17 protein-coding genes and 1 pseudogene are annotated in these 20,601 nt (G+C 67.0%); 10 read left to right on the top strand and 8 right to left on the bottom strand.

Annotated features, from left to right (window positions below; translation table 11 throughout):
- Nucleotides 1-69 precede the first annotated feature (69 nt).
- Complete coding sequence (locus HTS88_RS18080; RefSeq protein WP_246256432.1) at nt 70-2,025, bottom strand: adenylyl cyclase; 1,956 nt, start codon at nt 2,023-2,025, stop codon at nt 70-72.
- Between the two features lie 292 nt (nt 2,026-2,317).
- Between HTS88_RS18080 and HTS88_RS18075 the strand changes: the two genes are divergently transcribed.
- Genes HTS88_RS18075 through HTS88_RS18055 form a run of 5 tightly spaced genes read left to right on the top strand, consistent with a single transcriptional unit; the run spans nt 2,318 to nt 8,061 of the window.
- Nucleotides 2,318-3,610 carry an ABC transporter substrate-binding protein gene (locus HTS88_RS18075; protein ID WP_174180810.1) on the top strand — a complete coding sequence of 431 codons (1,293 nt, stop codon included), beginning with the start codon at nt 2,318-2,320 and terminating at the stop codon, nt 3,608-3,610.
- 2 nt (nt 3,611-3,612) lie between these two features.
- Nucleotides 3,613-4,605, top strand: a complete 993-nt coding sequence (locus HTS88_RS18070) for a carbohydrate ABC transporter permease (RefSeq protein WP_174180808.1) — start codon at nt 3,613-3,615, stop codon at nt 4,603-4,605.
- Nucleotides 4,602-5,519 carry a carbohydrate ABC transporter permease gene (locus HTS88_RS18065; RefSeq protein WP_174180806.1) on the top strand — a complete coding sequence of 306 codons (918 nt, stop codon included), beginning with the start codon at nt 4,602-4,604 and terminating at the stop codon, nt 5,517-5,519. The genes HTS88_RS18070 and HTS88_RS18065 overlap by 4 nt, the downstream gene beginning before the upstream one ends.
- Nucleotides 5,516-7,000, top strand: coding sequence for a glycoside hydrolase family 1 protein (locus HTS88_RS18060; protein WP_174180804.1), 1,485 nt, complete (start codon nt 5,516-5,518; stop codon nt 6,998-7,000). Before HTS88_RS18065 ends, HTS88_RS18060 begins: the two co-directional genes overlap by 4 nt.
- Entirely contained in the window at nt 7,000-8,061 is a 1,062-nt protein-coding gene (locus HTS88_RS18055) for a LacI family DNA-binding transcriptional regulator (RefSeq protein WP_174180802.1), read from the top strand. Before HTS88_RS18060 ends, HTS88_RS18055 begins: the two co-directional genes overlap by 1 nt.
- A 66-nt stretch (nt 8,062-8,127) precedes the next feature.
- Here the strand turns inward: HTS88_RS18055 and rsgA are convergent, their stop codons facing one another.
- Complete coding sequence (gene rsgA, locus HTS88_RS18050) at nt 8,128-9,303, bottom strand: ribosome small subunit-dependent GTPase A (protein WP_174180800.1); 1,176 nt, start codon at nt 9,301-9,303, stop codon at nt 8,128-8,130.
- A gap of 406 nt (nt 9,304-9,709) precedes the next feature.
- Here rsgA and HTS88_RS18045 point away from each other — a divergent pair, with 406 nt between their 5' ends.
- Nucleotides 9,710-11,053 (top strand): Nramp family divalent metal transporter, encoded by a 1,344-nt coding sequence (locus HTS88_RS18045; protein ID WP_246256439.1) that lies wholly within the window; start codon nt 9,710-9,712, stop codon nt 11,051-11,053.
- Nucleotides 11,054-11,086: 33 nt separating this feature from the next.
- Here HTS88_RS18045 and HTS88_RS18040 read toward each other — a convergent pair whose 3' ends face one another.
- Entirely contained in the window at nt 11,087-11,323 is a 237-nt protein-coding gene (locus HTS88_RS18040; protein WP_174180798.1) for a zinc-ribbon domain-containing protein, read from the bottom strand.
- A gap of 146 nt (nt 11,324-11,469) precedes the next feature.
- Here HTS88_RS18040 and HTS88_RS18035 point away from each other — a divergent pair, with 146 nt between their 5' ends.
- Both HTS88_RS18035 and mptB read left to right on the top strand, forming a co-directional pair.
- Nucleotides 11,470-12,621 carry a GGDEF domain-containing protein gene (locus tag HTS88_RS18035; RefSeq protein WP_174180796.1) on the top strand — a complete coding sequence of 384 codons (1,152 nt, stop codon included), beginning with the start codon at nt 11,470-11,472 and terminating at the stop codon, nt 12,619-12,621.
- Between the two features lie 156 nt (nt 12,622-12,777).
- Complete coding sequence (gene mptB, locus HTS88_RS18030; protein ID WP_174180794.1) at nt 12,778-14,397, top strand: polyprenol phosphomannose-dependent alpha 1,6 mannosyltransferase MptB; 1,620 nt, start codon at nt 12,778-12,780, stop codon at nt 14,395-14,397.
- A gap of 9 nt (nt 14,398-14,406) precedes the next feature.
- Here mptB and HTS88_RS18025 read toward each other — a convergent pair whose 3' ends face one another.
- From HTS88_RS18025 to acsA, 5 genes and pseudogenes are all read right to left on the bottom strand, one after another.
- Nucleotides 14,407-14,649 (bottom strand): acyl carrier protein, encoded by a 243-nt coding sequence (locus HTS88_RS18025; RefSeq protein WP_174180792.1) that lies wholly within the window; start codon nt 14,647-14,649, stop codon nt 14,407-14,409.
- Nucleotides 14,646-15,173, bottom strand: coding sequence for a 2-oxo acid dehydrogenase subunit E2 (locus HTS88_RS18020; RefSeq protein WP_343045015.1), 528 nt, complete (start codon nt 15,171-15,173; stop codon nt 14,646-14,648). Before HTS88_RS18020 ends, HTS88_RS18025 begins: the two co-directional genes overlap by 4 nt.
- Entirely contained in the window at nt 15,137-15,718 is a 582-nt protein-coding gene (locus HTS88_RS18015; protein WP_246256431.1) for an alpha-ketoacid dehydrogenase subunit beta, read from the bottom strand. Before HTS88_RS18015 ends, HTS88_RS18020 begins: the two co-directional genes overlap by 37 nt.
- Nucleotides 15,715-16,713, bottom strand: coding sequence for a pyruvate dehydrogenase (acetyl-transferring) E1 component subunit alpha (gene pdhA, locus HTS88_RS18010; protein ID WP_343045014.1), 999 nt, complete (start codon nt 16,711-16,713; stop codon nt 15,715-15,717). Before pdhA ends, HTS88_RS18015 begins: the two co-directional genes overlap by 4 nt.
- A pseudogene (acsA, locus tag HTS88_RS18005) lies at nt 16,710-18,520 on the bottom strand (acetate--CoA ligase). The gene pdhA and the pseudogene acsA overlap by 4 nt, the downstream one beginning before the upstream one ends.
- 201 nt (nt 18,521-18,721) lie before the next feature.
- Here acsA and HTS88_RS18000 point away from each other — a divergent pair.
- Nucleotides 18,722-19,054 carry a CU044_2847 family protein gene (locus HTS88_RS18000; protein WP_174180790.1) on the top strand — a complete coding sequence of 111 codons (333 nt, stop codon included), beginning with the start codon at nt 18,722-18,724 and terminating at the stop codon, nt 19,052-19,054.
- A gap of 71 nt (nt 19,055-19,125) precedes the next feature.
- Complete coding sequence (locus HTS88_RS17995) at nt 19,126-20,463, top strand: phosphoribosyltransferase (RefSeq protein WP_174180787.1); 1,338 nt, start codon at nt 19,126-19,128, stop codon at nt 20,461-20,463.
- The last annotated feature ends 138 nt before the right edge of the window (nt 20,464-20,601 follow it).

Here is a 20,601-nt window from a genome sequence, read left to right as displayed (position 1 = left end):
GAGCGCGGCCCCAAGCGTGTGGCCAGCAGTGTGCGCGGACGGGCTTAACCGTCCGTCCGCGCACCCCGCCTACGGGAAGCTGGGGACGTAGCTGGGCACACCGACGGCGTCCGTTGACACGGGAGCGCCGGTGTCATTGATGACGTGGTCCAGGGTGCCGGCGCCCAGGTTGACCGTGAGCAGGCTGTGCAGCTTCACGCCCGGCGTCACCGGCACCTCAAAGCCCCGGGTGGCGTGGATGGTGGGGTCCACGTTGTTGTAGACGTAGCTGCCGCCGCCCCAGAGTTCGTGGGTTGTGACGGAGTCTGCGATTTTGTAGCCGGCCCAGCCAAGGACCCCGTCGTGCTGCCAGGCGGCCTGGTTGGGCGCGTCGTAGGGCAGCTCATTCTGGAAGAAGACCGTCCTGCCGTTCTCGCCGTTCCAGATGACGTTGTACTCCTGGTAGTGCTCCACGAAAAGGCCCGTGGCGGTGACGTTGTCGCCGTTGATGATTACGCCGTTGCGGCCGGTGTTGGTGGTCCAGCCCACCCCGTTGCCGTGGTCGGCGCGCCAGGCCCAAATGTGGTCCAGGAGGACGTTGTCGCTGTTGACCTCCAGGCTGACCGAGGCTTTGCCCACGTGCGGTCCGCCGATGCGGAAGAACACGTCATGGAGCGTGGTGGGATTGGCAGGATCAGTGTGGACAGCCGAGCTGGCAGGCCCGCTGCCCTCGCCCTGCCGCGGCTTGCCGATCCGCATGAGCGCGGGTGAATTCACGTCGCCGGCGTCGATCGTAACGGCTGCGATGTCCACGCCGGGCACATCCGCAACGGTCAGCGGGACGGCGCCGTTGACGGCGGTGAGGGTGGCAATGCCCAGTCCCAGGACGATGGTGTTGGCCCTCTTGACCTCGATGCTCTCATCAATGCCGTAGACCCCGGGGGTGAGCAGCAGGTTCTTGCCGCGTGCCAGCTGGGAGTTGATGGTCTTGACCGAATCCGAGGGGCGGGCCACATAGAAGTCCGACAGCGGGATGCTGCGCCCCGCCGTCGGGCCGTTTTCCCAGGTGGTCCCGGAGGATTCCATGCGGACGGCGGGAACGAACACACTGTACTCACCCGAAGAATCCAGGGTGAGGTAGGGCTTCTCCCGGCTGATCGGTGTGCCGGCGAGTGTGGTGTACGGCGGGTTGGGGAAGGACTGCGCCGGCGCTCCGTCCACCCCGGAGAAGACCTGGTTCCAGACGCCGTTGGACCAGTTGCCAATGCTGCTGTCACGCACGAAGTACTGCTGCTGCGAGCCGTTGATGACATCGCCCGTCTTCGAATCGGAGATGAAGCCGCCGCTGGCGTACTGCGGCCCGGCGGTGCAGTAGTCCATGAGGGAGAGGTTGCCGCCAGTGATGTTGATCCGCCGCATGGGCGACGCCTGCGAGGCCGCCCAGAAATTCGCGGAGCTGCGGCAGCCCTCGAGGCCGGTGACGTTGATGGTGAGGTTGGACAGGGACCGCCAGAAGTTGTTCAGGGCGATGCAGTTATCCGCAGTAAGGCACCGGTTGTAGACGTCCACATGCCCGTTGATGGTGACATCCGTGGGGGAAGCGCCCAGCCCCGCCACCTCGGTGGAGTAGCCCACCTGGACGATGAGCGGCTCCTCGGCGGTGCCGTAGGTTCCCGGCTTGAACAGCAGTGAGTAGCGTTTGGATCCCATCTCATCGTCCACCTGTTCGGCAGCAATGGAATCTACGGTTGCCTGGATCTCGGCCACCGGCATGCTGGGGTCGAAGATCCGGACATTGGGGCCAAAGTCCGGCTCGGCAGCCTGGGGAAGGGCAGGGGGAGCCTTCGGTACGGGAGCCTGTTGCACCGATGCCTGCGCAACGGGGGGAGTGCCCGGCGCGGCGGCGGCCACGGTCCCTCCGCTGGCGACCAGGCCGGCCAGGAGTGCGACGGTGCCGGCGACGTGCCGGCGACGGCCATGGTTGCGAGGGTGCGGGCCGTGCGGCCTGTCGGCGCGCGGAGAAAGGGGGACGTGGGCTAGCGGCATTGCTGGTCCTGTTCGTTGGTGGGATTCGTCGAGCCTGGGCGGCAGGAAAAAGCTGCGGCGGTGGGAGCGCTCTCGTCGGGGAAGCGTAACACCGCTGAAGGGCACCGGCAAGGGTGGGGTGGAAGCGCTCCTACGGCGTCTTGACAAGGAGTTGTGAGGTGGGACACCATGTGGTGAGAGCGCTCCCACATTCGGATCACGGTCCGGCCCAGTTCTACCGCTCACCACCTTTTCGCCTTCGACCGTTGCGCCGGTCGGCAGGGCATTTTTACCTGACGAAGGAGTCTTTCCTGTGAAAAACCCAACCAAGTTCTCCGTGCTGTCCGCTGCGGCCGCGTGCCTGGCCCTGTCGCTGTCCGCCTGCGGATCCTCCGCTCCGGAAAAGGGTGGCGTGAACGACGCCACCGGCTCCGGCCCCGTAACTCTCACGGTGGGCACCTTCAACGAGTTCGGCTACGAGGAGCTTTTCGAAGAATACGAAGAGCTGAACCCCAACGTGACCATCGAGCACAAGAAGGCGGCAACCACCAACGAAGCCCGGGACAACCTCACCACCCGGCTGGCCGCCGGCTCGGGACTGTCCGATATCGAGGCCGTAGAGGTGGACTGGCTTCCGGAACTCCTGCAGTATCCGGACCGCTTTGCAGATCTCTCCGACCCCGCCGTCGAGGGACGCTGGCTGGACTGGAAGGCCGAGGCCGCCACCACCGCTGATGGCAAGCTGCTTGGCTACGGCACCGACTCCGGCCCTGAGGCCGTCTGCTACAACGCCGAGCTGCTCAAGAAGGCCGGCATGCCCACCGAACGTGGGGAAGTTGCCGCGATGCTGGGAACCACCTGGGACAGCTACTTCGAAGCGGGCAAGGCCTACAAGGCCGCAAGCCCCGATTCCGCCTGGTTCGACTCGGCAGGGGCGATCTACCAGGGCATGAGCAACCAGCTGGAAAAGGTGTACGAGGAGGAGGACGGCACCGTCATCGCGACGGAGAACCAGAAGGTCAAGGACACCTACAACCAGGTCCTCAAGGCCTCCACCGAGGACGGACTGTCCGCCCACCTCAGCCAGTGGAGCGACGACTGGGCCTCCGGATTCCAGACCGGCGCCTTCGCAACAACCCTCTGCCCGGGCTGGATGCTCGGCGTCATCGAAGGCAACGCAGCCGGGGTCACCGGCTGGGACGTTGCCAACGTCTTCCCCGGCGGCGGCGGAAACTGGGGCGGGTCCTACCTGACGGTTCCCACCCAGAGCGAGAACCAGGCCGAGGCCAAGAAGCTGGCAGGCTGGCTGACCGCGCCTGAGCAGCAGATCAAGGCATTCACCGCCAAGGGCACCTTCCCCAGCCAGAAGGAGGCACTGGAAAGCCCGGAACTGCTGGGCCAGACCAACGAGTTCTTCAACGGCGCCCCTACCGGCCAGATCTTCGCCGAACGCGCCAAGGCTGTTGACGTGACCCCGTTCAAGGGAACCAAGTACTTCGCCATCAATGACGCCATGCAGCAGGCCCTCACCCGCGTGGACGTCGACAAGTCGGACGACGCCGCCTCCTCCTGGGAGAAGTTCGTCACCGCAGTGAAGTCCCTCTAGGCATGGCTGTCACCGACCGGGTCAAGCCCCGGAGGGCAGGGGGACCGTCCCTGCCTCCGGAAGGGACGAAGGGTGTCCGGCGCCTGGCCTTCTCCCAGCAGGTCTCCAAGTGGGACGTCAAGCTCTCCCCCTACCTCTACATCTCGCCATTCTTCATCCTGTTTGCCGTCACCGGGCTTTTCCCGCTGGTGTACACAGCCTGGGTTTCCCTGCACAACTGGAACCTCATCGGCGGGCAGGGGAAGTTCACGGGCCTGGAGAACTACGCCTTCGTTGTATCCCAGCCCTACTTCTGGAACGCAGTGGGCAACACCTTCAGCATCTTCATCCTGTCCTCCGTTCCCCAGGTTGTCATCGCCCTGGTGATCGCGGCGGTGCTGGACGCGAACCTGAGGGCCAGGACGTTCTGGCGGATGGGGGTCCTGGTGCCGTTCGTGGTGGCGCCAGTGGCGGTAGGCCTGATCTTCAACAACCTCTTCGCGGACCAGTTTGGGCTGATCAACGAGATGCTGAAGGCGGCAGGGCTGGACCCGGTCCGGTGGCATTCCGACTCCGTTGCGAGCCACCTGGCCATCGCCACCATGGTGAACTTCCGCTGGACCGGCTACAACGCGCTGATCTTCCTCGCCGCCATGCAGGCCATTCCAAGGGACGTGTTCGAGGCGGCGACGATCGACGGTGCCGGCCGGCTGCGGCAGTTCTTCTCCGTCACTGTTCCCATGCTGCGGCCCACGGTGATCTTCGTGGTGATCACCTCCACCATCGGCGGCCTGCAGATTTTCGATGAGCCGCGGGTCTTTGACCAGTCCGGCCTGGGCGGAGCGGACCGGCAGTGGCAGACGCTGACCATGTACATCTGGGAACTCGGCTGGGGCCAGCGCAACTTCGGCAGGGCTTCTGCCGTGGCGTGGCTGCTCTTCCTGATCATTGTGGTGATCGCCCTGCTCAACTTCCTCATCACCAAGCGCATCGCAAGCCAGGGAGGCCGCAAGTGAGCTCCATCCCCATGATCGAACAGACCGCCGGGAAAGGGGCAGCCAAGGCAGCAGCGAGGCGCGGGCCAGGTGCCAGGAAACCAAGGTCCGGCCACGGAAGTGACCGCCGGCCCGGCTTCCTCACCTACGGCTTCCTGGGTGCAGTCCTGCTGGCGTCCCTCTTTCCGCTCTATTGGTCATTCCTGGTGGGAAGCCATGACAACACGGTCCTGAGCCGCGGCATCCCGCTGCTGCCCGGCGGGAACTTCCTGGCCAATGCCGCGAAAGTCTTTGACAGCATCCCGTTCTGGAAGGCGATGGGCAACAGCCTGATCGTCTCGTGCGTGACCGCGGCGTCCGTCGTCGTGTTTTCCACCCTTGCCGGATTCGCCTTCGCGAAGCTCCGCTTCCGCGGCAGCAAGGGGCTGCTGGTGTTCGTCATCGCTACCATGGCGGTTCCCACCCAGCTGGGCGTCGTCCCGCTGTTTATCGTGATGTCTAAGCTGGGGTGGACCGGCTCGCTGTGGGCGGTCATCATCCCCGGCGTCGTGACCGCCTTCGGCGTGTTTTGGATGACCCAATACCTGCGTGACGCCCTCCCGGATGAACTCATCGAGGCCGTGCGGATGGACGGGGCGTCCATGATCCAGGCCTTCTGGTACATCGGGTTCCCGGCCGCGCGCCCTGCGGCCGCCATGCTCGCCCTGTTCACCTTCGTGGCCACCTGGACGAACTTCTTCTGGCCGTTCATTGTCCTCGACCCGTCAAACCCCACCCTTCCAGTGGCTCTGCAGCTGCTGCAGGCCGCGCACTTCGTGGACTACTCCGTGGTCCTGGCGGGTGCCGTCCTGGCCACCGTCCCACTCCTGCTCCTGTTCATAGCGGCGGGACGCCAACTCGTATCCGGAATTATGCAAGGAGCAGTCAAAGGATGAGTTCCACCCAACTTCCGTTCCCGAAGGGTTTTCTTTGGGGCGCGGCAACAGCTGCCTACCAGATTGAAGGCGCAGCACACACCGGCGGCCGGCAGGACTCCATCTGGGATGTGTTCGCCCGGCTGCCCGGTGCCGTGGCCGACGGCCACAACGGTGACGTGGCCTGCGACCACTACCGGCGCTACAAGCAGGACGTGGCGCTCATGGGCCAGCTGCACATAAAGGCCTACCGGTTCTCCACGTCCTGGGCCCGCTGCATGCCCGACGGCGTCACGCCCAATCCGGAAGGGATCGCCTTCTACTCGCGCCTGGTGGATGAACTGCTGGCCGCCGGGATCACACCGTGGCTGACCCTCTACCACTGGGACCTGCCGCAGGCGCTTGAGGACAAGGGCGGCTGGGCCAACCGGGGCACGGCCTACCGTTTCGCCGAGTACGCGGCGCTCATGCACGGCGTCCTGGGCGACAGGGTCCGGATCTGGACCACCCTCAACGAACCGTGGTGCTCGGCGTTCCTGGGCTATGCGGCCGGCGTCCATGCGCCGGGACGGCAGGACCCGCGGGCAGCACTTGCCGCCGCCCACCACCTGCTGCTCGGCCACGGCCTGGCAGCCCGTGCGCTGCGCCGCGAGGATCCGGACGCCTCAGTGGGCATCACCCTGAACCTGACGGTCCCGGATCCGCGGGATCCCGGCAGCGAGGGCGACAGGGACGCGGCCAGGCGGATCGACGGCCAGTTCAACAGGATCTTCCTGGACCCGCTGTTCAGGGGGGAATACCCGGCCGACCTGCTGGCAGACGTGGCGCACCTTGGAATGGCTGACCTGGTGCAGGACGGGGACCTCGAGATCATATCCACGCCGCTGGACCTGCTGGGCGTCAACTACTACCACGGTGAATCCCTCACGAAGGACCCGGCGGGACCCGGGGAACAGGCGGGGCAGGAGACGACGTCGGCTCCGGGGCAGGCAGCCCGCCCGGTGTCCTCCCCGTTCGTGGCAGCCGACGGCGCCCGCTCGGCACCACGGGGCCTGCCGGTGACGGGAATGGGCTGGGAGGTCCAGCCGGAGGGGCTGCGGCGCCTGCTCAACAGGCTGCAGGGGGAGTACACGGGTCCGGCCGGGATCCCCATCTACATCACCGAAAACGGTGCAGCGTACGATGACGTCCCCGACGAGGCGGGCTTCGTGGACGACCAGGACCGGCTGGGGTTCTTCGCGGCCCACCTCCAGGCAGTGCATGGCGCCATCGCGGACGGCGTGGACGTCCGGGGGTACCTGGCCTGGTCCCTGCTGGACAATTTCGAATGGTCCTTCGGCTACCACCAGCGCTTTGGCCTGGTGCGGGTGGACTATGCAACCCAGGAACGCATCCCGAAAGCCAGCGCCTGGTGGTACTCGGCGGTGGCGGCGGCCAACGCGATTCCGGCCGGCACCCACCCCGTGCTGCCTTCGGAGCCGGGTGTCGTATTGTCTGTGTAATGAACGAAAAGTCCCGCCGGTCCGGCCTCCTGCACGCCGGGCGGCCCAGCCCGACGCTCGAGGACCTCGCCACGGCGGCCGGAGTGTCCCGCTCCACCGCGTCCCGGGCAATCAACGGCGGGCTGAAGGTCAGCCCGGAGGCGCAGGCCGCCGTCGACGCCGCAATCGTGGCCCTCGGATATACACCAAACCGTGCTGCCCGGAGCCTGGTGACCAGGCGTACCGGATCCATTGCGCTGGTCATTCCGGAGCCGGACGCCCGCGTGATGATGGACCCCTTCTTCGCCGCTGTCATCACCGGCGTCAACGAGGCACTCCGGGGCACCGACATGCAGCTGGTGCTGCTGATGTCCCGGGCGGGGGATGACTCCGCCCGGACCATGCGGTACCTGCGGGGCGGGCACGTCGACGGCGCGATCGTGGTCTCGTTCCACGAGGCGGACGACTGGGCGGAGACCCTTGGCACAACGGGCCTGCCCACCGTCTTCATCGGCCGGCCCTGGGCCACGGGCTTCGGGGTCCCTTATGTGGACCTGGACAACTTTGAGGGCGGCCGGCTTGCCGCCCGCCACCTGGCCGGCACCGGGCGCACCCGGCTCGGAACGGTGGCAGGACCCGCAGACATGACAGCGGCAGTTGACCGCCTGGAGGGGTGGATGCAGGGTATCCGGGAGGCCGGGCTGCAGCCCGGGCCCGTGGTCCACGGGGACTTTACGACGGCGGGCGGCGCCGACGCTGCACGGACCCTTTTCTCCGAAGCGCCGGAGCTTGACGGTGTTTTTGCGGCCTCCGACCTGATGGCGCTGGGGGTCATTGACACAGTGCGGGGCAGGGGCCACAAGGTTCCGGAGGACGTTGCCGTTGTGGGGTTCGACAACCATTCCCTCCTTGCCGCCAACGGCCTGGGCCTGACCACGGTGACCCAGCCCATGGTGGACATGGCCGTGACAGCCGGTCAGCTCCTGATCCGCGCGATCGAAAACCCGGAAGAGCAGCTGGAACCTGTCATCTACCCGGCCGAGCTGGTTGTCCGCGGCAGCACCGCGGGACACAGCCGCTAGAACCACCCCGGCGGACGGCGGTGCCCCGCACCTGCAGGGCACCGCCCGTCAGGTCGAGGCCGTGGTTCAGCGCCGCTTGCGCCCCGGCCGGTCCTGCCGTCCACGCTGTTCAGAGAGGTCGCGTTCCGCGGAACGCTGGGACTTTCCGGCCATGACCACTTTCTGGTGCCATTCCCGCTGGTAGGCCCGCTGCGCTGCGGCGTCGCTCCGGCGGGCAAGGGCGGCAAGCTCCCGCTGCAGCTTCAGGTAGTTGTGCCAGCGGCGTTCCTCCAGCACGCCCTCCGCTATTGCCTCCTGCACGGCACAGCCCGGCTCGCTCTGGTGGGCGCAGTCCGTGAACCTGCACTGGCCTGCCAGCGCTTCGATGTCGCCGAACATTCCGCCGATGCCGTCCTCGGCGTCGAACAATCCGAAACCCCGCACGCCGGGTGTGTCCATCAGGACCGTCCCGTTGGGGAGGGGCACGAGTTCGCGGGATGTGGTGGTGTGTTTACCCCTGAAGTCGCCGGACCGCACCTCCCCGGTGTGCTGGACATCGCGGCCCACCAGGGCGTTGATGAGCGTGGACTTCCCGGCGCCGGACGGCCCCTGGAGGACGATGGTGCCGCCCGCCGGAATGTGCGCCAGCAGTTCGGGGATGCCGTCACCGGTTTCCGCTGAGGTGGTGACCACCTCCACGCCCGCCGCCTGCAGGATGACCTTCCCGACGACGTCGTCCGCAACCCCCGCGAGGTCCGCCTTGGTGACGATCACCAGGGGAGTGGCGCCGGAATCCCAGGCGGCCACGAGCGTGCGCTCCAGCCGGTTGTGCGTCAACGGCCGGTCCACGGGGACCACCACGCCCACCATGTCCATGTTGGCCGCCAGGACCTGCGCCTCGGAGGAATCCTCGAAGGCGCGCTTCCGGCTGAGCTCCGAGAGCCGCGGAAGGACGCCGAGGACCTGGCGGTCCCCGGCCCTGTTGGGCCCCATCCACACCCAGTCGCCGGTGACTGCCGCGTCACCGGTCAGCGGATACGGAAGGTGGAGCAGGTCTGTTCCCGCGGCCACCAGGAGCAGTGAACGGTCCACGCGGACCACCCGGCCCCGCTCCGTTGCCCCGGGCAAGGGGTGGATGTCGAAGTGCCGGGCGACCGCCGGCGTGTAGCCGTAGGCACGCGGGCCGATTGGAGTTGCGTTGTGTGGGGTTGTGACGTTTGTGGTGGTGATGCTGTCCAGGGCACGGCCTGATGATGTGTTCACTGTGATACCTCAGGGAAAGCCCCTGCGCACCGGCCGCAGTGGGCCCGGGTGTTGTGGCGCTCCGCGGAAGGGTCAGGCGGGGCCGGTGCAGTACAGGGAAGGAGTCTGGAAGAGGGGTGCGGAGCGCTCAGGGCGCGGGGCTGCAACAGTCATCAAAACCACCTCCCTCTCCTGCCGTGGGTGACCGGTATCAGGTCCCCGGGTTCCGCCGGCGTCATCCGGCGGATCCCACTTTAGCCCCGGCCGGCGGAATCCACCAGAGCCCGGAAGCGGCCATCGGGTTCCCGTAAAGTGCCCCGCACCCGCCAGTTGTCCTTGGATGGGGCAATGGTTCCGGCATAGGTTGGCTGCAGTTGTGTTTTCCACGCTGCAGGACAATCGAGGAGGAACCGTGGGCGAAGACGCCATGGGCAAGGCCGCTGCAAGGAACGACGCTGTGTTGAACGCGGGCAGGGAGAGCCAGCCCGGAGTCAGCCATGCGGACAGGATTGATGACGACGGCGGCCGCCCGGCGAAGTGGCGCATCGTCGGTCCCGGACTGGTGGTGGCGGCCACAGGTGTGGGCGCCGCTGACATGGTTGCCACCCTGGTGGCGGGCTCCCGCTACGGCTACGGCCTGTTCTGGGCAGTCATTGTGGGGGTGGTCCTGAAGATCATCCTCGTCGAGGGGGCCGGCAGGTACACGCTGGCAACCGGAAAAACGATCTTTGAGGGCTGGCGTTCCCTGGGCAAATGGACCACCTGGTACTTCGGCCCGTACATCATGATCTGGGGATTCGTGTACGGGGCCACGGCCATGTCCTCCGCGGCGCTGCCGCTGGCTGCCGTGTTCCCTTTCCTGCCGCTGTGGGGGTGGGCCATCCTGATGGGCCTCGCCGGCTTCGCGATGGTGTGGTGGGGCAAATACGCCACCTTCGAGAAGATCACCGCCGTGCTGGTGGGCATGATGTTCGTGACCGTGGTGGGACTGGCCGTGATTGCCGCCCCGAACATTCCGGAGATGCTCGCCGGGCTCATCCCGATGATCCCCTCGACGGACGGCGGCATCTTCTACACGCTGGCGCTGGCCGGTGGCGTGGGCGGCACCATCACCCTCGCCGCCTACGGCTACTGGCTTCGCGAAAAGGGCTGGTACACGCCCAAGTGGATGAAGGTCATGCGGATCGACAACTCCATGGCCTACGTTATGACCGGCATCTTCGTCATCGCCATGCTCATTGTGGGTGCGGAGGTTGTGCGTTCCGCGGGTGTGTCCCTCAGCGCCAGCGACGAAGGGCTGCTGGACCTCTATGGTGTGCTGAAAGCGGAATACGGGGACGTTGTGGGAACCGGGTTCCTGGTGGGTTTCTGGGCCGCGTCCTTCTCCTCCATCATCGGCGTATGGAACGGGGTCTCCCTGATGTTCGCCGACTTCTGGGGCAACATGCGGGGCAAGGAGTCCGGCCACCCGGATACCCGGGTGGGCGGTAAATACTTCAGGTTCTACATCCTGTGGCTGACGTTCCCGCCCATGGTCCTGTTCGCGCTGGGCCAGCCGATCGGCCTGATCCTGCTGTACGGGGCACTGGGTTCGCTGTTCATGCCGTTCCTGGCACTGACCCTGCTGGGGCTGCTCAACGGCCGGCGGATCCCCAAGGCGTGGGCCAACAAGCTCCACTCCAACATCGCACTGGGGATCTGCGCCCTGCTGTTCATCGTCCTGGGCATCCGGCAGTTCTGGACGTCCCTCTCGCCGCTGTTCGGCGGTTAGGAGTCCGGCTGCGGCCCCTCACGGGGACCCGGCCTACCGCTGTAGTTCCAGGGCCCGCTTCTGCCGCGCCGAGATGCTCGAAACGTACCCGCAGTTGGTGCAGGTGATGTTGTATTTCCGCGACGTGGTGAACACGGGGATGAAGAAGAGCGTGAACTTGGTGGCCCGCTCCTCCAGACGGTGGTGGACGAACGAGCGGCAGTACTGGCAGGTGGCCGGTTTGCCGGGCAGCGCGTTCAGCACTGTTTTCAAACCAAAGAGAAGGAACATGGGTCTGGCCTTTCGAGGCAGTCCTGCTGGCTGTTCTGACAACCTTAGGCCCTCGGGTTGCCGATAACGCCATCCTGACAGCCTCCCCGACCGGTGCGATACTGGGGGTCTGCGCACTGTTCGTTATCAGGGGGATTTCGGCAATCATGGTTCTGGATACCGCGACCCTCCGGATTGCGTTCGGTCTGATGGCGCTGGTGCTGGTGTTTCTTTTCTATTTCTCGGCCTACCGGGTGACGCGCTCGCCGTACAGCGGCTGGTGGTGCCTGGCGCTGCTGTTTTTCCTGGCAGGATCGGCGTGCTTCCTGCTGGACGGCACGGCCCACCAGGTCTGGGCCAACCCGCTGGGGAACGTGCTGCTGGTGCACGGCGGGGTGGCCGTGTGGGCGGGTGCACGGTCGCTGCGGACCGTGCCCCCGCCCACATGGGCCTTCACCGGTATCCCCCTGGCCACCCTGGTGGCCTCGGTCCTCGATAACCCGGCCACCAATACCTGGTCCGGCGGACCTGTTTTCCTGGCGGCCATGAGCCTTACCATCGGACTGGCATCCCGTGAACTGTGGCGCCTGGAACCGGGCTACTCCCGGGTGCGGATCCCCATGGCCGTGGCCGCGGGCGGACTGTCCGTGTTCTACCTCCTGCGCTGGGGTGCCTTCATGCTGGAAGGCCAGGACGGGCCTGTTTTCCAGAGCGTCTTCGGTTCCGCGGTGACCACGCTGGTGACCATGGTCCTGCTGGTGGTGGTCTCGTTCAGCATGGCGGCCCTCAGCAGCGAGCAGCAGACCAGGGCCCTGCGCGTGGTGGCTTCCCGCGACGATCTCACGGGGCTGCTGAACCGCAAGGCCTTCCTGGAAATGGCGGCGGAGCAGCTGGCGGACCTGTCCATCGCCAGGGGATCAGGCGCCCTGGTCCTGGCAGACCTGGACCACTTCAAGTCCGTCAACGACACGTACGGGCATGCCGCCGGGGACCTCGCCCTGCAGACCTTCGCCGATGCGTGCACTGCCACAGTACGGCCCACCGACCTGGTAGGCCGCTACGGCGGGGAGGAATTCGTCATCCTCGTCCCGGGCGCCAGCGCCGAACGGGCGGAACTCATCGCCGAGTCGATCAGCAACCGCCTGGCCGCGGCGACCACGGCGGACGGGATGGAGATGCCCACCGCCAGCTACGGGATTGCCACCTACGACGGCGCCTCAACGGACGTTGAGCGCCTGATCGCCTCAGCAGACGCCGCACTCTACATGGCCAAGTCGCTGGGCCGGAACCAGACTGCCCGCAGCGACAGGATGTCCTAGCCGGGGCCGCGCACCGGGCCTGTTGCCAAACTGTGGCTTCCGGGCGGTCCGTCACCCAGGGGCAGTGTGAAGCCCTGCTGATAAAATGGCGGGGTTGCAGGGCGGCCTTATTGCTGGTCCAACCAGCGCCGTAACCAAGTTAGGGACCAGACACTCATGACGGCAGGCGGGTCACACCCCGGGACTTCGGAGACTCAGCCGGGCGCCCCGGCTAAAGCCTCCGGCCCGGCCACCGGCCGCGCCTATCTCGCCACCCTTGAGGGCTTCATCGGAGCCCTCATGATGTTTACCGGCTCCATCGGCACGGGCTGGATCGCCAACGGCTCCCCCATGATCCGCCAGCCGGTGGTCATTGCCCTCCGCACGGAAGGCTGGGGAGTGACGGTGTCCACCGTGCTGCTCACCGTGGGCGCCATGGTGCTGATCCGTTCCTGGCTTCGGCTGGGCCAGCGGCTGGCGGACTGGGGACAGTCGGCGCTGCGGTCCGTGGTGGTGGCCATCTCCGCCTGGTCACTGCCGCTGCTCTTCTGCGTTCCGGTGTTTTCACGGGACGTCTACGCCTACACCGGCCAGGGCAGGCTGGTGATGGAGGGCCAAAACCCGTACGAGGTGGGCATCTCAAGCCTCAGCAACTGGTTCTCGTTGGGGGCCGACCCTGCGTGGGCTGAAAACCGGACACCGTACGGCCCCTACTTCCTCTGGCTGGCACGCGGGGTGGTCGGGCTGACAGGTGCCCAGCCTGACGTGTCCGTGCTGCTCTTCCGCCTCCTGGCCGGCGCCGGCGTCCTGCTCTGCGTTATCTATGTCCCCAAGCTGGCGGAACTGCACGGCATCAACGGGGCCCGGGCGCTCTGGATTTCGGTGGCCAACCCGCTGTTCCTGATCAGCTTTATTGCCAGCGCCCACAACGACGCCCTCATGGTGGGGCTCGCCGTCGCCGGCGTCTACTTCGCAGCCACGCGCCGCTACCTGGTGGGCATCCTCCTGGTCACCGCCTCCATCGGCATCAAGCCGATCACCGTGCTCCTGCTGCCGTTCATCGGTGTGATGTGGGCGGGCCCGTCCGCGTCGTGGCCGCGCAAGTTCCTGATCTGGGCTGCGACGGCGGGCATCAGCTTCGGCGTGCTGGTCCTGAGCGGCATCCCCTACAACCTTGGCATCGGCTGGACCTGGGCCATCATGGACCCCACCCCGGGGTACACAGGCTACTCGCCGTCCGGCTTCCTGGGCCAGCAGGTGGAGTTCCTCGCCAACGTCCTGGGACTCCCCGGCGGAACCTTCGCCACCCTGTTGCGGACGGGCATGAAATGGGCCGCGATCGGGCTGGTCCTGCTGCTGATGTTCCGGGGTGACTACTCGCTGGCGGTACGCCGGATGGCGCTGGCGTTCACCGCCGTCGTGATGCTGTCCCCCATCATCCAGCCGTGGTACATCCTCTGGTTCCTGCCGTTCCTGGCCGTCACGGGAATCCGCGACGACTGGCAGATCAGGTCGCTGTACGTCGGCGTCACGTTCTTTGTGGTGTTCGGGGCGCAGGACCAGCTCTCCGTCTGGTCCTTCGTGGAACTGCCCATCGATGCGTCCTCACTGGCGTTCATCACGGCCTTGGCATTTACGTTCTACCTTTTATTCCTTGACGTGCATACACGGAAGCTGCTGATCGAAGGCAAGCCACTGGACCTGGCCAAACGGGGCTGGACGTGGCTGATGGCGCTGCGCGAGGCCAGGCGGAGCCGGGCGGAAGAGCCTGGCCGCGAGAAGCTGGGAAGCCGCTGATCCAGGCGGTCAGCCGTGCGCAGTGACGTAGTCGATGAGCCCGCCAACGGTTGAAACCTGCGGATAGTCGCGCTCCGGAATATTTACGCCGGTGGAGGTGTCGATCGTTTCCACCAGCCGCAGGAAATCCAGCGAGTCCAGCTCCAGGTCCTGGCGCAGCCGGGCGCCCGCTTCCAGGTCCTCCGGCCCGACGTCCGGCGCCACCTGGTTAATGGCCCGGTGCACGGCAGCGCGGGCATCCTGTCCGTTCATAATTCCTCCGGTTTCTGCAGCAGCTCGTCCAGCCGGGCAAGGAACCGGGCTCCGCGCAGACCGTCGCTGACACGATGGTCGGCGGACAGTGTTGCCGTCACCACGGGGCGTATGCCCAGCATCCCGTTGTGGGCCCACGGCTGTTCCATCACCCTGCCCAGCCCCACCATGGCCACCTGGGGCGGATAGATGACACCGAAGACGCTGTCCACGCCAAGATCGCCCAGGTTGGTCACGGTGATGGTGGGATCTGCCATCTCCGCCCGTTGCAGCCTCCCTGCCCGGGCCCGGCCCACGAGGTCGCGGAGCCCTTCCATGAGCTCGTCCACGGACAGGGTGTCCGCGTTATGGATGGCGGGGGCAACAATGCCACCCTTCCGCAGGGCGACGGCCACACCCAGGTGCACGGAGGAGCTCGGCCGGAACCCGTCGTCCAGATAGAAGCCGTTGACCTCCGGCACCGTCTTGGCAGCGAGGGCAGTTGCCTTCAGCAGCAGGGCAGACGCCACCAGCCGGGAGGACACCACTCTCCCGGCATGTTGTACAGGGTCCCGTGTTCAAAGATCAGTACCGGATCCGGATCCTGCAGGGCGGTCCAGAGCATGCCGCGGGCGTCCTCCAGCGTGGCGGGCGCGAGGATGCGCAGGCCCGGAATGTGGGCGTACCAGCCTTCCAGGCTGTGGGAGTGCTGGGCGCCCAGCTGCCGGCCCGCCCCGGTGGTCATCCTGATCACCAGGGGGACGTTGAACTGCCCGCCGGACATGTGCAGGAGGGTAGCCGCGTTGTTCACGATCTGGTCCAGGGCCAGCAGGCTGAAGTTGACCGTCATGATTTCCACGATGGGCCGCATGCCGCCGAGCGCCGCGCCAATGCCCGCCCCCACAAAGCCGGATTCGGACAAGGGCGTGTCGCGGATGCGTTCCGGCCCGAATTCCTCGAAAAGTCCCAGGCTGACAGCGAAGCAGCCCCCGTACGCCCCCACGTCCTCACCCATGAGGAACACGCGTTCGTCGCGCTTCATGGCGTCCCGGATGCCGGCCCTGATGGCTTCCCGGTAGGTGGTTTTCATTGCGGGCCCCGCTCGCTGTAGACAAACCGGGTGAGTTCCTCCACCGGCTCCGGTGTCCCGGCCTCGGCGAATTCGACGGCCGCGGCCACCTCGGCGTCGGCCTCCCGCTGCAGCTCCGTCCACTGCGCTTCGGCCAGCTGGTCCGCGTCCCCCAGGGCGTTGCGGAGCAGGGTGATGGGGTCCCGCTCCAGCCAGTGCGCCACCTCCGCCTTCTCCCGGTAGCGTTCGGGATCGAACATGGAATGGGCCCGGAATCGGTACGTCCGCAGTTCCAGGAAGTGCGGCCCGGCGCCGGAACGAACCGCGTCCACGGCGCGGCGGGCAGCCTCATGGACGGCGAGCACGTCCATGCCGTCCACCGCCCAGGCCGCCAGTTCGTAGCCTGCCGCCTTCAGTGCAATGTCCGTCTGGGATTCGGAGCGCCCCAACGCCGTGCCCATCGCATACAGGTTGTTTTCGCAGCAGAAGAGCACCGGCAACTGCCACAGGGCGGCCAGGTTGAGGCTCTCGTGGAACTCACCTTCCGCTACGGCGCCCTCGCCAAAGAAGCAGACGGTCACCCTGGAGCGGCCGGCCATTTTGTCTGCCAGGGCAAGGCCGACGGCGATGGGCAGCCCGCCCGCGACGATGGCGTTGCCGCCGAAAAAGCGGGTCCCGGCGTCGAAAAGGTGCATTGAGCCGCCGCGGCCGCGGCAGCATCCCTGGACGTGCCCGTACATCTCGGCGAGGATGGCGCCCGCGGGGACGCCCCGCAACAGTGCGTGCCCGTGTTCCCGGTAGGTCGCGACGACGGCGTCCTCCCCCTGGAGGTTGTCCAGGACGCCTGCGGCAACGGCTTCTTCGCCGATATAGACGTGCAGGAAGCCACGGATTTTTGCCTCACTGTAGAGTTCGACGCATTTTTCCTCGAGCCGCCTGACGCGCAGCATCTGCAAAAGGAGGTGCCGCGCCAGGGCGGCCTGGTCCGCGCTGATGCGCCCTGCCACGGCGGTCACGGTGCCTCCTGCGGGGTTTCAATCGTGGAGGTGTCCCCTTCGGGAAGCCCCAGTTCACGCGCCTTCAGGAGCCGGCGCAGGATCTTCCCGCTGCGCGTCCTCGGGAGCGCCGTGGTGAACTCGACCATCCGCGGGGCCACAGCAGCACCGAGCCGTTTGCGGGCGAAGCCGATGATGTCCAGGCGAAGCTCCTCCGATGGCTCCCACCCGTTCCGCAGCTCCACGAACGCCTTGACCACTTCCCCTGCCACGGGATCGGGGACACCAATGACACCGGCCTGGGCCACAGCCTGGTGCTCCATGAGCGAGCTCTCCACCTCGAAGGGACCGATGAGGTGGCCGGAGGATTTAATGACATCGTCACCGCGGCCCACGAACTAGTAATATCCGTCCGCATCACGTTTAGCGATGTCCCCGGTGAGGTACCACCCTCCGGCGAAGCAGCGGCGGTACCGCTCCTCTTCATGCAGGTAGCCCCTGAACATCGAGGGCCAGCCGGCCCGCAAGGCCAGTTCCCCCATCGCGTCCGGCTCCGTGACCAGCACGGGAAGACCGTCCACAATCACCGGTTTGCCGTTCTCATCCCGTTGGACCAGGGCTGCCTCCACGCCGGGCAGCGGCCGGCCCATGGAGCCGGGCCGGATCTCGGTGGCCGCGAAGTTGGCAATCATGATGCCGCCGGTTTCGGTCTGCCACCAGTTGTCGTGCACGGGCTGTCCGAAGGCTTCCCGCCCCCAGACCACCACCTCAGGGTTGAGGGGCTCGCCCACGCTCGCCACGAACCGGAGCGCGGACAGGTCGTGGCCCGAGGCGCGGTCGGCGCCGGCCTTCATCAGCATCCGCAGGGCGGTGGGGGCGGTGTACCAGACCGTAACGCGCTGCTCTGCCAGGATCCGGTACCACCGCTCCGCGTCCATCTCCTCCTGGTCCACCACCGTGGTGACGCCGTGCACCAAAGGGGCGATGACGCCATAGGAGGTTCCGGTCACCCAGCCCGGGTCTGCGGTACACCAGTAGACGTCGTCCGGATGCAGGTCCAAAGCGTACAGGCCGGTGGCGTAATGGGCGGTGACGGCCTCGTGCACATGGATGGCACCTTTCGGGGTGCCGGTGGTTCCGCTGGTGAAATGGAGGAGGGCCATGTCCTCGCCCTGGGTGGAGGCAATCCCGGCGTCGCCAGGTGCGGCCTCCATGAGCATGGCCAGGTCAAGGGTTCCGGTTCGGGCTCCCCGCCGGCGTCAATCAGCAGGACGTGTGTGAGGTCCGGAAGCGCGCCCCGGATCCTGGCCACTTTCTTGCGGTAGAGGGCCCTCGTGGTGACCAGCACGCGCCCGGTCCCCAGCTGCAGGCGTTGCCTCACGGGTTCCGGCCCGAAGGCAGAAAACAGGGGGCAAAACACGCTTCCGTTCTTGAGGGTTCCCAGCACCGCAACATACAGCTCCGGGCTCCGGCCCATGAGGGAAAAGACGCGTTCCGTCCGGCCTATCCCGAGCTGCGCCAGGACTGCGGCAAACCGGCTGGTCTGCTCGGCAAGTTCGCGGTAGCTGAGGGAATGGGTGGACCCGTCAGCCCGGACAAACCGCAGGGCCTCGTGGCCTGCCCGGGGGCCTGCGGCATGGCGGTCCACGGCCTCGTGCGCGATGTTGAGGCCCCCGCCGGGAAGCCCGGACAGCGCCCGGCGGGCACCGTCCCATGAAAACGCACGGCACACGGCGTCGTAATCCGCCAGGTTGGGCACCACGGGAAAGTCCTGAAGATCCTTGGAGATCCGTGGCCAGCGCGTGGGTTGGGTTGTGCCTGCGGTCATGCTCCAATCCGACTCCTGCAGGCAGGGAGTGGCAAGGGTAGAAAGTCCCCCGGGGTGGGCAGGGACGCTCGTGATGGCGGGGCGCAGCGGGCCCTTTGACCCTGTTGCGCTGCCCGGGGCAGGTGTCTAGTGGGAGGGTATTAGCCCCGCGCCCGTGGCTCTTGCCCGCCCCGACCGGAGCAGAGGAGAAGGGTGCTTGGCATGACTGAGGTAGTCCGGTACGAGGTGGGCTCCGGGACTGTTCTGGTGGAAGTGGCGGACAACAGCTACGGCGTGGAACACCCCGCAAGGAACGAACAGGGGATTTTGGATGCCGGCCGGCGCCTGGAGGATGCCCTGGCCGCCGTCCGCCCCGCCGCGGCGGCCGCCGTCGACGCCATGCGGGAAATCGCACCCGAGCACATGGAAGTGGAATTCGGGGTGAAACTGGCGGGCACTGCGGGGGCGGTCATCGCCCGGAACACCGCTGACGGGCACTTCATCCTGAGGATGTCGTGGTCCGCCTCCCCGGATGTCCTGTCCGAGGAAGAGTAAACCGGCCTGCGGGGCCGGGGTTTCCGGGATGCAGCAGCACTTGAAGGGTCTCCACGCGAGGAGGTGTCCGGATGTATGAGTTCCGGGACCGGGTGGAAGCGGGCCGGAAGCTCGGGCTCGCCCTGGCCGGCCTGCGCGGGAAGGACGCGGTGGTCCTGGGCCTGCCCCGGGGCGGCGTTCCTGTGGCGGCCGAGGTTGCGAAAGCCCTGGACGCCCCCTTGGACGTGATTGTTGTGCGCAAACTGGGGGTGCCCTTCCAACCGGAAGTGGCGATGGGTGCCATCGGGGAGGGCGGTGCCCGGGTGCTGGACCGGCGGGTCGTTTCCGTTGCCAGGGTTACAGAGGATGATCTCAGGACAGTTGAGGCGCGCGAGCGTGCACTCCTGGAATCCAGGCTGGAACGGTACCGCCAGGGACGGCCCCCCAAGGACCTCAGCGGACGTACGGCCATCATTGTGGACGATGGCATCGCCACCGGATCAACGGCCCGGGTGGCGTGCAAGGTGGCGCGGCAGCTGGGCGCGGCAAGGGTCATCCTGGCCGTCCCGGTAGCCCCGGAACGGGCCATGGACTCCCTGCCGGAGGCGGACCAGGTCCTCTCCCTGATCTCACCCCGCAACTTCCAGGCCGTGGGCTACTACTACCGCGACTTTTCGCCCACCGCCGACGAGGAAGTGGTCCACCTGCTCGACGCCGCAGCGCGGCGCGACCAGAGTCAGCGCCCGGGACAGGTTTCCGGCGTCGACCAGGACGTCCACATCGCCGTGGACGGCGTGTCAATCAACGGTGACCTGCACCTTCCGGACCGGTGCCGGGCGTTGGTGGTCTTTGCCCACGGCAGCGGCAGCAGCCGGCACAGCCCCCGCAACCGTTACGTTGCTTCGGTCCTCCAGGGAGCAGGCCTGGGCACCCTGCTGCTGGATCTGCTGACTCCCGCAGAGGAAGTCAACCGCGAAAACGTCTTCGACATCCCGCTGCTCGCAGAGCGGCTCAGCGCAGCAACCCGGTGGCTGAACGGCAGGGCGGACACCGCTGCGTGCCGGGTGGGCTACTTCGGGGCCAGCACCGGGGCGGGCGCTGCGCTGTGGGCCGCGGCCGAACCGGGGGCCTCGGTGGACGCGGTCGTTTCCCGCGGCGGCAGGCCGGATCTCGCCGGGCCTCGCCTCGCAGCGGTGCGTGCGCCCACCCTGCTGCTGGTGGGGGGTGCCGACACCCAGGTCCTGGCCCTGAACCGGCAGGCCATGGACCTGATGCGGGCCCCGGTGCACCTGGAGACCATCCCGGGAGCCACCCACCTCTTCGAGGAGCCCGGCACGCTCGGCCAGGTGGCAGCTCTGGCCAGGGAATGGTTCTCGCGCTACTTGACGCCGGAGGGCGCTGCGGAAGGTGTCCAGGAGGCTCCACTGTGAACGGGGCGCCGGCGCCCGTGCGCCACAGGCAGGAGCTGGACGAGATCGGGCTCCTGGGACGCCCGCTCACTGCGGCGGAGGACCTGGACGCTTACCAGCTGCTCGCCGGCTTTGAACGATGGCCCACGTGCAGAACGC

The organism is Pseudarthrobacter oxydans, from assembly GCF_013314975.1.
Lineage (GTDB): Bacteria > Actinomycetota > Actinomycetes > Actinomycetales > Micrococcaceae > Arthrobacter > Arthrobacter oxydans.
This window is presented reverse-complemented; position numbering and strand designations above follow the sequence as displayed.